The organism is Hymenobacter chitinivorans DSM 11115, from assembly GCF_002797555.1.
Lineage (GTDB): Bacteria > Bacteroidota > Bacteroidia > Cytophagales > Hymenobacteraceae > Hymenobacter > Hymenobacter chitinivorans.
Genome location: NZ_PGFA01000001.1, coordinates 3,049,892 through 3,063,165, shown reverse-complemented (window position 1 = coordinate 3,063,165; position 13,274 = coordinate 3,049,892). Strand labels below are relative to the sequence as shown.

The following is a 13,274-nucleotide window of genomic DNA, read 5'->3' as shown; positions in this document are numbered from 1 at the left end:
GGCTAGCTGGCGGCCGGGGCCCGATAGGCGGGTAGCGGGAAGGGCACGAAGTCGTCCACGTTGCCGCCGAAGCGGTGAATTTCGCGGATAATGGTGCTGCTGATGGCCGCCAGAGCCGGGGATGTAATCAGGAACACGGTTTCCAGCTCGGGGTTCATGTGGCGGTTGGCCTGGGCAATGGTATTCTCGTACTCGAAGTCGGTGGTGTTGCGCAGGCCGCGGAGCAGGAATTTGGCGCCTACTTCCTTGGCAAACGTGGCCGTAAGCCCCTTGTAGGACTGTACCCGCACCCGCGGCTCGTCGGCAAACACACCTTCAATCATGCTCACCATCTGCTCCACGGGCAGGTAGCGCGACTTGCTGCTGTTGTTGCCGATGGCAATGATGACCTCATCGAAGAGCTGAGTGCCGCGCCGCACCACGTCGAGGTGGCCATTGGTAAACGGGTCAAAGGAGCCAGGAAAAAGAGCAATGCGCATACTGTGAATAAGTGAATAGGTGAATGAGTGAATGAGTGAAGTATTCAATTGGCGCGGTTTTGCGCCGTAGGCTACTCCACTCATTCACTCATTCACAGAGGTGCAGGCTGTAGAGCTCGAAGTAGCGGTATTCGAACACGTCGTTGAGGCGGTAGCTGTAGGCCACGTCGAAGGGGCGGTTGCCGAAGCGGATGTTGCGGATGTACTTGCGCAGGATGGTGAACAGCTCCGAGTCGTGCATCAGGTCGCCCCAGACGACGACGCCGTCCTGGTCGGGGTTGAGCTGCAGCTCCTGCATGACCAGAATCGTGTAGTAAATCAGGTCCTCAGCCGTGGCGAAGGCAAAGACGTTGCAGAACTCCAGGCGCTTGTCGCGCACGGCTACGATGGTGACTTCCTGGTGGCCCAGGCTCAGGTAGAGCCGGCGCGGGGCGCCTACTTCGCTCTGGTGAATGATGCCTTCGAGCAGGGCGCTGGTTTGGTGCAGAATTTTGCCAGTGGGGTAGGTCGCGCGAAACCAGTTGGTCAGGGCTTTTTCGGCGGCAAATACGCTGACCATTTCCAGGCTGGAATGAGCGTAGCGGCCCACGGTTTCGTGCTCGGCATCGAGGGCGTGGTGCAGGCGTAGGTAGGCGGCTTCGTCGCCGGGGCGTAGCAGGGGTGCGGGCAGCAGCGTGAAGGCGCGGTTTTGCACGGCCAGGCGCACCTGGTTCCAGCTGGTTTGGCTCAATAAGTCGTGCTCGGCAGTAAGAGACTTAAATTGGTCGGCCCACGAAGCTTCGGGGTTGACCGGGTAGTCTTCCAGAGCCACAAACTTGTTGCGGCGGATATCGGCCACGCCCAGCCGCAGGCCGTTGGCCCCGGCAGTCAGGTAGAGGTTGCAGCCGGCCGGCGAGGCTGTTTCCAGCGTTTCGTCGCGCAAGGACTGCAAGGCAACAGGCGGGGCGGGAAGTGGCAAGGTGGCGACAGACAAAGTGTTAGAGGACACGGCGGGACGGGCAAGAAGCGGCAAATAGGCCGTTAAAGGTACGAAAGGCCCGCAAACCACTCCGCAGCTTGTTTTGAGCCGGAAGGGTTTTACTGAAACAGAATGTGGGGAATAAATACGTCGTCGGGGCTGATGACGTGGCGCATAATGGGGTGCACCTGAGTTGGGAGCAGCAGGCCCAATTGCCGGGGCGTGAGAAAGGCCAGTTCAGTGAGCAGCTGGGTGTCGGGGCCGTGCTCGGGGTCGGAGCCCAGGCGCGGGGTGGCAGTTTCGTCCACCAGCTTCACCTCGAAAAATAGCTCTAAGGCCTGCAGGGCATCAGTTTTGAACTCGTGCAGGTGCAGGAAGCGGCCCACGGTTACTTCCAGACCGGTTTCTTCCCGGTACTCCCGGCGCAGGCACTCCTGGATGGTTTCCCCGAACTGCCAGCCCCCACCCGGCGGCGACCAAAATGGCAGGCCCGCGGCCAGCAGGCCCCGGTGGGCCGTGAGCAGCATGGCGCCCTGGTGAATCAGCATACCGCAGGCCCGCACCCGCACCTGGCCGGTGTAGGCCTGGAGTAGCGAATCAGAAACGGCCTCGGAAGGTGAAGAAGGAGGTTGCATAGGCGTGTAGAAGTAGAATTAGGGATTGGTAGGCGGGGTGCTCCGGCGGAAAAACAGGCGCCGGAACCGGCCGGCCAAATACAGCAGCAGCACTACCACCAGCCCGGCCATGACCAGCGGCAGCAGCAGGCCCAGTACAGAACCGGCAATGGCCAGAAAGTTTTCCAGCGTGGCCAGAATCGGGTTGCCGAACCCGGCCGTGGTGGCCGTGGAGCCGGCCCGTAGCAGGGCCGTGCCGCTCTGCACCATGCCCGCCGTGCCGCCGCCCACCAAAATACCCAGGCCCCAACGCACCATCGGGTCGAGGTTTGGCAGGGCGGAGGTCATGAGCAGGGTGCCGGCAATAAACGAGGCCGGGGTGGTAATCGTGTCCAGGGCATTATCGATTACGGGCACGTAGTAGGCCAGCATTTCGGCCACGGTGGCCGTGGCCAGCACCCCGAAGGCGGCCCAGGAGCCCAGCCACTCAAAGCCCGCCGACGGGGCCATAAAGCCGGTGAGGTAGGCCAGGTTAGCTGCCAGCAAGGGTACAAAGACCCGGAAGCCGCTGCAGGCCGCCAGCGCCAACCCCAGGCCGCCGGCCACCAAATAGTCGAGTGTAGTCATAACGCGTGTTGCTGGGCCCGATGGAAAAGCTGCGCCGGGAAGATACGCAAGCCCGCGGATTGCGGCTACCGCCGGCCCGGTGCGTACCTTTGCGGCAATGAGTACTTCTGCCCAATCCGAACTGAACGTCGAAAGCCTCGAAGTTCGCATCCGCCGCAAGCTGCAACGCCAGCATTTTATGCACCTCATCGGAGCCGAGCTGACCACCGTGGAGTCCGGCCGGGTGGTATTTGAGCTGCCCCTGGAGCAGCGTCACCACCAGAACCTGGGTTTTGCCCACGGCGGCCTGGTGGCTACGATGGCCGATCTGGCCGCCGGTTTTGCCGCCGTAACCCTGGTGCCCGACGGCACCGGCGTGGTCACGGCCGAGCTGAAAACGACCTATCTGCGGCCCGGGCTTGGTAGCACGCTCCGGGCCGTGGGCTGGGTGCTCAAGCCGGGGCGCCGCCTGCATTTCTGCGAGGCCGAGGTGTGGTGCGACGACGTGCTGATTGCCAAAGCCTCGGCCACGATGGCCGTAGTGGAGCCGCAGTAGTAAAGTAATTGAAGATGCTGATTGAGCAGATTGGTAAAAATAGTATTCGGGTAGGGGCTATTGAATGTGAATAGGGTTCCGAGGCCTGGACTGCATTCGTGGTGAGTATGGTTCAATGGGCCTGTGTAGGCAAGTCTATCTGCCTACTGTCTTATTACACAGAACCCGACTCATTGGCCTGTGAGCTAGGAACGCCTTCCTTAATTCGACTCCACAAACACACCTTTGGAGTAAATAGGATATCAGCTTGTTCCTCAGACCAGGCTGATAATATTGCCCGGCATTGGAATTTTTCCCTGACTAGCGCCGTGGTTGGTTTTATACATCCGCATCAATCAGGTGCTCTACCATTGTTGCAGATTTTTGATGCCGTAAACGCTGTTGATGAAGCCTTGGTACATCAGTTTGATGCCTCACTGCTTTATATGTGTAATGATGGTTATTGGCTTGAGTGGCTTCGCTTTACTCAGCCAATGAGTGAAACATTAGCCCAGATCCAACAGCTAAGTCAGGTGCATGGCCTACACTAGGTATAGCTCATGATTCAGCATACACCTCGACGCTTTTTACCCGGAACTGTAGTCTCAGCGGCAAGATCATGGCCGCTGCTGCTGCTTTCCCTGGCAAGCTGTGCCCAGGAAAAACCGGCTCGGGAAACAGTGCCGGCAGCAGTAGTATTGCCCGAGCCGCCGGCCCCCGTTATCGATGATAAAGTCCTGGCTTACATCGACAGTCTGGAGCAGGCTATAACGCAGCACAGGTCGCTGCCGGCGCTGCAGAAGCTGGACTCGGTGGCCTGCATCAGCGACGGGTACGTAACCGAGGCCGTGGATAAGGCGGCCGTCACTATCTGGGCCCGGCAGTTTACGCTGACCGTAAGATACCTGCACCAGCTGCCCACTTCCTTGCTGCGGCACCAGCTTATCTGGGGCCTCAGCGCCGATATGTTTACGGCTGATAACCGGGCGCAGGCCCTGACTACTTTCCGAGCCACGGCGCTAGATAGTGCGCGCCGTGCGGGACTTTCTAGCGCCGAAATGGTGTTCTTGCAGAAGATTCTGGGCGAGGTCAATCCGGCCCTGCTCGATTAAATGGCCGTTGCGGCCCGCTTCCCTTTTCCAACCTATGCTTTCTGTTCGCACCCCGTCCGTTCGCGACTTTTTTCCCTTCGACCCCACCCAGGACCAGGCCACGCTGTTTTATAAGCTCGACGAGTTTCTGAAGGACGATCTGCCGGGCCGCAAGGTGTTCGTGCTGCGCGGCTACGCTGGTACGGGCAAAACCACCGTGGTCAGTGCCCTGGTGCAGTGGCTGCACCGCATGCAGCGTAAATACACCCTGATGGCGCCCACCGGCCGCGCCGCCAAGGTGATGAGCGCCTACTCGGGCGTGGCGGCCAGCACCATTCACAAGAAAATCTACCGCCAGACGTCCGGCACGCCCTCCGACAGCCTCTCGTTTCAGCGCCAGCCCAACCGTACCACCGACACGCTCTACATCGTGGACGAGGCCTCGATGATTTCGGACGAGAAATCCTTCGGCGAAAACGGCCTGCTTGATGACTTGCTGGGGTTTGTGTTCGAAAAGCCCAGCAACAAGCTGCTCGTCATCGGCGACACGGCCCAGCTGCCGCCCGTGGGCCAGCTGCTCTCGCCCGCTCTCGACCCCGAGCTGCTGGCTCACCGCTTCCGGGCCAAGGTCGACGGGGTGGAGCTGCGCCAGGTAATGCGCCAAGCCGAGGAATCGGGCATTCTGATGAACGCCACCGCCCTGCGCGAGGAGTTGCGGCAGGAGCACCCCAGCATCCAGTTTTTCACCAAAGGCTACCCCGATATTTTCCGCGTCGGCGGCGACAAGCTCGAAGACGGCCTGCGCTGGGCCTATAAAAACTTTGGCCACGAAAACACGACTATCATCTGCCGCTCCAACAAAAACGCCAACCTCTACAACCAGATGATCCGGCGCACCTTGTTTGATGCCGAGGAGGAAATCGAGGCCGGCGACTACCTGATGGTGGTGCGCAACAACTATTTCTGGCTGCCCAAAGACTCGGAAATGGGCTTTCTGGCCAACGGCGACTTTGTGCAGGTCACCAAAATCGTGCGGCGGCAGGACGAGTTCGGGTTCCGCTTTGCCGATGCCCGCGTGCGGTTCGTGGACTACCCCGACGAGGAGGAGCAGGAAGTAAAGCTGCTGCTCGACACGCTGCACACCGAAAGCCCGGCCCTGCCCGCCGACCGCAGCAAGGAGCTCTACAATACTATTTCCGAGGATTACGCCCACCTTACCACCAAAAAGGACAAGAGCGCGGCCCTGCGTAAAGACCCGTACCTGAATGCCCTGCAGGTGAAGTTTGCCTACGCCCTGACCTGCCACAAAGCCCAGGGCGGGCAGTGGCAGGCCGTCTTCGTCGACCACGGTTTTCTCAAGGATGAGATGGTCAACAGCGAGTTTGCCCGCTGGCTTTACACGGCCATCACCCGCGCCTCCGACCGGCTGTTTCTGCTGAACTTCAACCAGAAGCTCGTCGGCGACGCGCCGGTGGAACGGGATTAAGCGAGAATTTTGTAGCACATAAATGTGATTCGGTATCACATAAAGTGGGCATGTGAAGGAGTGAATGGGGCTGCAACTTGCCGCCGCATTCACTTCCTAACTCTTACCCGCTATGAAAAGCTACCTTCTGACCGCCCTGTGTGCCCTGCTACTAATGACGGGCGCCGCGGCCCAGACCCGCGAAATCTACACCAGCCCTAAGTTTGGGGCCCTGGCCAAAACCCACCAAACCCTGGCCGTGCTGCCCTTCGCCGTGACGCTGCAGCTGCGCCCCAACGAAGTAACCAAAAACGGCGGGCCCGATGGGGTAGCTAAGCTGGAGCAGCGCGAGGGCCTGGACGTGCAGAGCGCCCTGCAGTCGTATTTCCTCAAGCGCAAAGCCGAAAACGACATGACCGTAGACGTGCAGGACCTGGCCCGTACCAACGCCCTGCTGGCTCAGCACCACGTCACGGCGGCCAACGTGGCCACCTTCACGCCCGAGCAGCTGGCCAAGTTCCTGGGCGTCGACGGCATCATCTCGGGCACCTTCACCAGCACTCAGCCGATGTCGGCCGGGGCGGCGGTGGCCATGTCGATGCTGGTCGGCGTGAGCGGGCCCACCAACACGGGCAAGCTCATGATCAGCATCAACGACGGCGCTACCGGCGAACTGCTCTGGAAGTACGACAAGGCCTTGTCGCGGGGCTTCGGCAGCGACACGAATACTATCGTCACCACTATCATGCGCAAGGCTTCGCGGCAATTTCCTTATTCCAAGGAATTTAAGGGGTAGGAGGGGGCCGATGTGGTTTCGAGGCTGCATCTGAACCTCACGCGGCGGAAGCAAGTTGTGGTTAAAAGAATGGTGGCCGTCCCGCTGAAAACTGGCAGGATAGTTGGCTCGCACCTTGAAATTCTTAAATTTGTTAACCTCAACTTACTAACGAAATCACCTCATGAAAAAAGCACTCATTCTGGCTTTGTCGCTCTCGCTGACGGGCTTGGCCGCGCAGGCGCAGTCGGCAGCCGTAAAGCCGGCCAATGCGCAGGAGAAAGTAGCTGGCCCCCAGATTCAGTTTGACGAAGTGAAGTACGACTTCGGCTCCATCAAGCAGGGCGACGTGGTAGACCATACTTTCAAGTTCAAGAACGTGGGCACCCAGCCCTTGGTCATTTCCAACATCGGCGTAAGCTGCGGCTGCACCACCCCGGACTGGACTAAGGACCCCATCATGCCCGGCAAAACCGGCTCTATCTCGGCCAAGTTTAACAGCGCCGGCAAGATGGGCATGCAGAACAAAGTGCTGACCATTGAGTCGAACTCGGCCGGTGGCAACGCCATGGTTTCGCTGGTAGGCGAAGTGAAAGACGCCGCCTCGGCTAACGCTGCCCCCACGATGACTGTTGAGTCGAAATCGAACGGCGTGATGGACGAGAAAGATGCCAAGCAGAAGTCCAAAATGGGCGACAACAAGATCAAAGCCAAGCGCAAGTCGTCGTAATCGGCTGCGTTTGCAGAACATAGAAAGGGCGTTTCGCAGCTGCGAAACGCCCTTTCTATGTTCTGGTAGGATGGAATGTGCGTTCTTGCGGGAGGCGTGAGTCGAAGCCAGCCGTCCTTAGATATGTGCGGAGTGCCTTCAAGTGAAAAGCCCTTTTCCGTTCGATACGAGAAAGGGCTATCTGGTAAAAGGATGCTAGTCACAAGCAGAGGACGGATGGCTGCGCTTCTCTCGCCATGACACATTCTCCCACATTTAGCACATTCCTCACATTAGCACTTAAGCACCTTAACCCTACACTTGGCGGGCGGCCAGGAGCAGGCTGATCCAGCCGGCGATGAGCAGCAGGCCGCCGATGGGGGCTACGGCGCCGAGTTTGGTAATGCCGGTGAAGCAGAGCGTGTAGAGCGAGCCGCTGAAGATGAGCACGCCGCCCAGCCAGAGCCAGGCCGTGGTGCTCAAGGCTTTCAAATCGGGGCGGAAAGCCAGCAGGATGCCCACGGCCAGCAAAGCCAGGGCGTGGTAGAACTGGTAGCGGACGGCGGTTTCGAAGGTGTCGAAGCGGTTGGAGGCTTCCAGCATCTTGCGCAGCCCGTGGGCCCCGAAGGCCCCGATGGCCACGCCCAGGCCGCCAAGCAGGGCCGCGAGTTGAATGATGAGTCGAGCAGTCATGTTTAGTTGTTGGTTGTCTGTTGTCCGTTGTTAGTTGTTAGTTGGTCATTGTTAGTTATTAGCTGTCCGTTATCCGTTGGAACTGCCGCCTTCCCTAGCAACGGACAACTAACAACGAACAACTATCAACCACTAACCCCATAGTTGCGGGCGCCAAAAATAGCGCTGCCGACGCGAATCAGCGTGCTGCCTTCCTCCAGGGCCAGGCGGAAGTCGGAGCTCATGCCCATGGAAATTTCCCGGAAAGCGGGCTGCTGAGCAAAGTACCGCGTTTGAAGCTGCTCGAAGTAGCCGCGCAGCTCCCGGAATTCGCGGCGTAGCTGGGCCTCGTCGGTGGTGTTGGTGGCCACGCCCATTACGCCCGCAATTTGCACGTGGCGCATGGCCTGGTAGGCCGCCGACTGCAGGATTTCCTCGGCTTCGGCCAACGACAGGCCGAACTTGGTTTCTTCCTCGGCAATGTGAAACTGCAGCAGGCCCTGAATGACGCGCCCGTGCTTGGCGGCCTGCTTCTCGATTTCCTGGAGCAGCTTGAGACTGTCGATGCTCTGAATGGTGTGCACGAAGGGCGCCACGTACTTCACCTTGTTGGTTTGCAGATGCCCAATGAGGTGCCACTCAATATCCTGGGGCAGCTCGGGCTGCTTGGCCACCATTTCCTGCACCTTGTTTTCGCCGAAAAGCCGGGCCCCGGCGTCGTAGGCTTCCTGCAGCCGCTCGACCGGGTGCGTCTTGGTCACGGCCACCAGCCGGGCCTTGCTGCCCAGCAGCTGTTGTTCGAAGTAGCGGAGGTTATCGGCAATCATTTGGTAATGTGGGAATTGTGCTGAATGTGGAAGAATGTGAGAAATAAAACCCCGTGTCATTGTGAGGCTTGGGCCGAAGCAATCCGTCCTCTGAAGTGTGCGGAGCTTCCTTCTATGCTGATACTTAGTTCTTAACAACGAAAAGGGCTTTGTGGTAAAAGGCTGGGACTACCTGCGCAGAGGACGGATGGCCGCCCTTCACTCGCCATTACACATTTTCCACATTTCTCACATTCAACCACATTTCCCATATTAAACCCTAGTCTTCCAGGGAGTTGGTGAGAAAGGTGTTTTTCAGAGCCAGCCAGAGCAGCCACAGGCCCACGCACCAGAACAGGTAGATGCGGTAATAGTCTTTGGTGTTGCGGTAACGGGTCTGCTTGATTTCGGACTTTTCGTACTGGTCGATGCGGCGGAACACGTTGCGCAGGGCGTTGTTGTCGGAGGCGCGGAAAAACTGACCCTCGGCGGCCTGGGCCAGCTGGCGCATGGTGGTTTCGTCGAGGCGGGTTTCCACGTAGCGGGGGCGGCCGGCTTCATCCTTTCCGTAGGGCACGTAGCCATCCTGACCCAGCCCGATGGTGTAGATTTTGACCCCAAAGGCGTGGGCCAGCTGGGCCGCCGTGAGCGGGTCGAGGCTGCCGGCCGTATTCTCGCCGTCCGAAATCAGGATGCAGACCTTGGTGCGGCTGCGGGAGTCGCGCAGGCGGTTGGTGGCCACGCCCAGGGCCGTACCGATGGCCGTGCCGTCGTTCTGGATCATGCCCAGCTTGAGGCTTTGCAGGTTTTCGCGCAGCAGCTCATAATCGGTGGTGAGCGGGGCCAGGGAGTAGGCGTCGCCGGCAAACACCACGAGGCCGATTCGGTCCCCGCTGCGGCCGTCCACAAACTCCCGGGCCACGCGCTTGGCCGCCTCCAGGCGGTTGGGCCGCAAGTCCTGCAGCTCCATCGACGAGGACACGTCCACTAAGAGCAGAATGTCGATGCCCTGGCCGGTTTGTACCACCCGCTCGTCGGTGCGCTGGGGGCGGGCCAGGGCCACGAGGCCGAATGCCAGGCTCAGGCCCAGCACGATATCGGGCACGAAGCGCAGGGCGGCACTGTAGTCGCGGCGCAACTCGCCGGCCACAAAGGCCACGCCCAGCCGCGGCCGGCGCCGGTGTACCAGCAGCCAGCGGCCCAGAAACAGCACCGGAATCAGGAAGATCAGCAGCAGCAGGCGGGGCTGCTGCCAGGTGTAGCTCGTGAGCGTGGCGTAGCGCAGTCCATCTACCACGGGGGCCAGGAAGCGTTGCCAAAGCTGATTCATGCCGGAAAGGTAAGGGAAAAAGAGGACCGGCTATGCCCGCAGCCGAGCCGACACCAATTCGTAGCGCCGCTCGGCAAAGTCGCGCAGCAGCACGAAGGCCATATCCGTTTCGGCTTCTTCCTCCGAAAACTGATTGCCGTAAATGACCCGGTCGGTGATGCGCAGGGCGGTATTCACGTCGTGGTCGTTTTCGTAGTGCGCCACAATTTCGCGGGTCGTCAGGCTGTTGATGGTGTTGTCTTCGAGGCCGGTGAGGTAGTTTTTCCAGAGCGTAATGGCCCGTTCCATGTTGGTCAGGGACCGGGATAGGGTAAACCGCTCGATGTGGCGGGCGTACTGGGCCAGGAAGTAGACGTGGTTTTTGCGCAGCCGGTAGCGTTGGTAGCGCAGGCGCAGGGTGCGGCGGAAGCCCACGAAAAAGCCGCCCAGCGCCAGCGCCAGCACCCCGGCGCCAGCCAGCCAGTAGGGGTAGTTAAACTGGGTGGGCACCGGCAGCGGAGTCGTGTTTTGCTGCAGTACCGGGGCCTGGGCCGCGCCGGCCGCCACCGTGGCCGTGCGCAGCAGCCGCACCACGGCCGCCGTGCTGGCCACCGCCACCGTGTCATTGCCGCGCAGAATGGTGACTGGTAAGCTCAGGCGCTGCACCGAGTCCAGGGCGAAGGTGCGCAGGTGGTAAACCGTCCGGTCGATGCTTTGGCCGCGCCGGGTGCGGGTGGGGTAGAAGGTCTTGCCCACGTACTCGAAGGGCTTGAACTCGGCCGTGGAGTCGGGAAAAATAACTTCCAGATCCGGGGCGTGGGCGTAGCTCAGCTCGTAGTCGATAATTTCGCCCACCCGGGTGCCGGGGCGCATAAAGCGGCTGCGCGGCACATCCTGCTCCGCGGAGGAAACAGCTGCCGCAGCGTGGCTCAGCAGCAAGGCCAGGCCCAAAAACAGAGAAGAAAAGCGCCGCATATCAGGCCCGGCCGCCCCGCTGGTTACGCCGCCGAAACAGCCGCACCAGCTGGGGCACGAAGTCGACGTCGGTGGCAATGGAGAGGTACTCGGTGCGGTGGCGGCGGCAGATTTGCCCGATTTGCTCCCGATTCTGCTCGTAAGTGGTCCGGTACCGTTTCCGGAAAGCCTCAGCCGAGGTATTAACCCACACCGTGCGGCCGGTTTCCTGGTCGAGCAGGGGCACGATGCCCAGGGGCGGAAACTCCTGCTCCCGCTTGTCGAGCAGCTGCACCACAACCAAGTCGTGCTTACGGGCCAGCATGGTCAGTTCCCGCTCGTAGTTGGTGTCGATAAAGTCGGAGATGAGCAGGATGATGCTGCGGCGCTTGAGCAAGCCCAGGGCCTGCTTGATGCCGCCCGCCACGGCCGTTTGCCGGGACTTGGGCTCCAGCTCAAACAGCCGCTTGATCAGCGAGTAGGCGTGCCGGATGCCCTTGCCCGGGGCCAGGTACATTTCTTTCTGGTCGGAAAAGGCCAGAATTCCGAGCTGGGCATCCTGGCGGGCGGCGGCCAGGGCCAGAATGCCGCAGATTTCGCGGCCCACGTCCAGCTTGCGCCTCCCTTCGGCGCCCACCTGCTGGGAGGCGCTGACGTCAAGCAAGAGCAGAACGGATTGCTCCCGTTCTTCCTTATAGGTCTTGACGAAGGTCCCGTGGCCTTTGCTCGATACGGCCCAGTCGATGGCCCGCACCTCGTCGCCGTACTGGTAGAGGCGCACATCGTCGAATTCGAGGCCGGTACCTTTGAAAACGGAATGAAAATCGCCCTGCAGCTGAGCATCCGCCGCCTTGAGGATGCGTATTTCCATCTGCCGAAGCTTCCGGACAAGTTGTTGAAAAGGAGTGGCGGCCTCTGAATTCATTTCGGCTAAACTACGGGTTCCTCCTAACTTTGCGAGCGTGAAAAAGCTACCTGTCTGCCTGGCCCTGATTCTAAGCGCTTTGTTGGCCTGCTGCCAACGGCCCGAAGAAGCCGTGCCGCCCTCGTCCTTGCTGCCCAAAGAGAAAATGGTGCAGTTGCTGGTGGAGCTGCACCTGAACGAGAGTCGGGTGGAGGCGGCCCACCTGCGCGCCGATTCCTCCCAGGCTTTGTTCAACCAGCTGCAGAAAGATATGCTCTGGCGACACGAAGTAACGGATTCGGCCTTCTGGCAGAGCTACCGCTACTACGCCGTGCACAACAAAGACCTCGACGAGCTCTACGGCATTGTGCTCGACAGCCTGGCCATGCGCAAGGCCCAGTTGCAGCACTAGCGGCCGTAAGCCCCACCCTACGCCAGCCGGCTGCCGTTGGGCACCGGGCCGGCCAGGCTGGCCAGCACGATGTGCCCTTCCGCGTCGGGGGCGCCGGTCACGAGAACTTCGGAACGGAAAGGGCCGATTTGCTTCGGCGGGAAGTTGACTACGCACAGCACCTGCCGGCCCACCAGGGTTTCGGGAGTGTAGTGCCGGGTAATCTGGGCGCTAGAGCGTTTCGAGCCGATTTCGGGGCCCAAGTCAATCAGGAGCTGGTAGGCGGGCTTGCGGGCCTGGGGAAATTCGCGGGCCTCCAGGATGGTGCCCACGCGCAGGTCGACGCGCTCAAAATCGGCCCAGGTGATGGTGTTTTCGGGGTTCATGGCCGCAACTTAGCAAACCCCAGGCTAAGGTTGGGCGGCAAATTTATCGAGCAACGTCAGGCGCTGCTGCACCTGGGTTTCCCAGTACGTTTGCTTGGCCGTGTTCAGGCCATGGTTGGTTTCCTGGTCGTAGCGGGCCATTTCCCGCTTCCAGCCCGAGTACATGGCGTTGGACAGGTTCTGGAAAGCCGGGTTCAGGTGTTCACAGTCGAACTTGGCAATGCTCAGCTTCTGGCGCATCATGCGGGCGTGCACCTCGGTCAGGTCGAAGTGGAGCTGCTCGTGGCGCAGCAGGGCCGGCGTGGCCTTGGCCGGGTCCCGCACCCACGACTCGTTCGGAATAAAAACGGCAATGACCTGCGACGAAAACACGTAATCTTTGCAGCCGATCTGGGTATCAATCGAGGCCGAAGTCAGGGCCGCCATTTGCTCAATGGGCTGGGGCTTGCTCTTGAAGTCGGCCCAGGTTAGGGGCCGGGAGGCCGACCAGGTAATCTTTTCCACCGGCGGGGCCGCTACTGCAGGGTGCTTAGCGGGAGAAGTCAGCAGCGGGAGCAGGGAGATGATAAAAGAGAGAAAAGGCATCGTAGTAGCGGTAAAGTGCAATCCTGAGCGGGGAA

At 60.4% G+C, this 13,274-nt stretch carries 17 protein-coding genes; 6 read left to right on the top strand and 11 right to left on the bottom strand.

Annotated features, from left to right (window positions below; all coding sequences use genetic code 11):
- Nucleotides 1–2: 2 nt before the first annotated feature.
- From coaD to CLV45_RS12880, 4 genes are all read right to left on the bottom strand, one after another.
- Nucleotides 3–479, bottom strand: a complete 477-nt coding sequence (gene coaD / locus CLV45_RS12895; protein WP_100336757.1) for a pantetheine-phosphate adenylyltransferase — start codon at nt 477–479, stop codon at nt 3–5.
- Between the two features lie 88 nt (nt 480–567).
- Nucleotides 568–1,467 carry a DUF3822 family protein gene (locus CLV45_RS12890; RefSeq protein WP_157807462.1) on the bottom strand — a complete coding sequence of 300 codons (900 nt, stop codon included), beginning with the start codon at nt 1,465–1,467 and terminating at the stop codon, nt 568–570.
- A gap of 89 nt (nt 1,468–1,556) precedes the next feature.
- Nucleotides 1,557–2,072 carry an NUDIX domain-containing protein gene (locus CLV45_RS12885; protein ID WP_100336755.1) on the bottom strand — a complete coding sequence of 172 codons (516 nt, stop codon included), beginning with the start codon at nt 2,070–2,072 and terminating at the stop codon, nt 1,557–1,559.
- Between the two features lie 18 nt (nt 2,073–2,090).
- Complete coding sequence (locus CLV45_RS12880; RefSeq protein WP_100336754.1) at nt 2,091–2,678, bottom strand: DUF4126 domain-containing protein; 588 nt, start codon at nt 2,676–2,678, stop codon at nt 2,091–2,093.
- Nucleotides 2,679–2,775: 97 nt separating this feature from the next.
- Between CLV45_RS12880 and CLV45_RS12875 the strand changes: the two genes are divergently transcribed.
- The 5 genes from CLV45_RS12875 (at nt 2,776) to CLV45_RS12855 (ending at nt 7,253) form a co-directional block, all read left to right on the top strand.
- Nucleotides 2,776–3,213, top strand: coding sequence for a PaaI family thioesterase (locus CLV45_RS12875; protein ID WP_100336753.1), 438 nt, complete (start codon nt 2,776–2,778; stop codon nt 3,211–3,213).
- Between the two features lie 659 nt (nt 3,214–3,872).
- Entirely contained in the window at nt 3,873–4,304 is a 432-nt protein-coding gene (locus CLV45_RS12870) for a hypothetical protein (protein WP_157807461.1), read from the top strand.
- Nucleotides 4,305–4,338: 34 nt separating this feature from the next.
- The gene (locus tag CLV45_RS12865; protein WP_100336751.1) at nt 4,339–5,769 is read left to right on the top strand and encodes an ATP-dependent DNA helicase; all 1,431 of its coding nucleotides are present in this window, start codon (nt 4,339–4,341) and stop codon (nt 5,767–5,769) included.
- A gap of 112 nt (nt 5,770–5,881) precedes the next feature.
- Complete coding sequence (locus CLV45_RS12860; protein WP_100336750.1) at nt 5,882–6,544, top strand: hypothetical protein; 663 nt, start codon at nt 5,882–5,884, stop codon at nt 6,542–6,544.
- Nucleotides 6,545–6,707: 163 nt separating this feature from the next.
- Nucleotides 6,708–7,253 (top strand): DUF1573 domain-containing protein, encoded by a 546-nt coding sequence (locus CLV45_RS12855; protein WP_100336749.1) that lies wholly within the window; start codon nt 6,708–6,710, stop codon nt 7,251–7,253.
- Between the two features lie 294 nt (nt 7,254–7,547).
- On the opposite strand, the gene CLV45_RS12850 is transcribed toward CLV45_RS12855, so the two are convergent.
- From CLV45_RS12850 to CLV45_RS12830, 5 genes are all read right to left on the bottom strand, one after another.
- Nucleotides 7,548–7,925 (bottom strand): DUF423 domain-containing protein, encoded by a 378-nt coding sequence (locus tag CLV45_RS12850; protein ID WP_100336748.1) that lies wholly within the window; start codon nt 7,923–7,925, stop codon nt 7,548–7,550.
- 125 nt (nt 7,926–8,050) lie between these two features.
- The gene (locus CLV45_RS12845; protein WP_100336747.1) at nt 8,051–8,731 is read right to left on the bottom strand and encodes a YggS family pyridoxal phosphate-dependent enzyme; all 681 of its coding nucleotides are present in this window, start codon (nt 8,729–8,731) and stop codon (nt 8,051–8,053) included.
- 259 nt (nt 8,732–8,990) lie between these two features.
- A complete protein-coding gene (locus CLV45_RS12840; protein WP_170061852.1) occupies nt 8,991–10,040 on the bottom strand; it encodes a vWA domain-containing protein in 1,050 nt (349 codons plus the stop codon).
- Between the two features lie 30 nt (nt 10,041–10,070).
- Nucleotides 10,071–10,994, bottom strand: a complete 924-nt coding sequence (locus CLV45_RS12835) for a hypothetical protein (RefSeq protein WP_100336746.1) — start codon at nt 10,992–10,994, stop codon at nt 10,071–10,073.
- A 1-nt stretch (nt 10,995) separates the two neighbouring features.
- The gene (locus CLV45_RS12830) at nt 10,996–11,844 is read right to left on the bottom strand and encodes a DUF58 domain-containing protein (protein ID WP_245882842.1); all 849 of its coding nucleotides are present in this window, start codon (nt 11,842–11,844) and stop codon (nt 10,996–10,998) included.
- Between the two features lie 91 nt (nt 11,845–11,935).
- Between CLV45_RS12830 and CLV45_RS12825 the strand changes: the two genes are divergently transcribed.
- Nucleotides 11,936–12,289, top strand: coding sequence for a DUF4296 domain-containing protein (locus tag CLV45_RS12825; RefSeq protein WP_100336744.1), 354 nt, complete (start codon nt 11,936–11,938; stop codon nt 12,287–12,289).
- Nucleotides 12,290–12,306: 17 nt separating this feature from the next.
- Here the strand turns inward: CLV45_RS12825 and CLV45_RS12820 are convergent, their stop codons facing one another.
- Entirely contained in the window at nt 12,307–12,654 is a 348-nt protein-coding gene (locus CLV45_RS12820) for a tRNA-binding protein (protein WP_100336743.1), read from the bottom strand.
- 24 nt (nt 12,655–12,678) lie between these two features.
- Nucleotides 12,679–13,239 (bottom strand): DUF922 domain-containing protein, encoded by a 561-nt coding sequence (locus CLV45_RS12815; protein WP_100336742.1) that lies wholly within the window; start codon nt 13,237–13,239, stop codon nt 12,679–12,681.
- Nucleotides 13,240–13,274 lie beyond the last annotated feature (35 nt).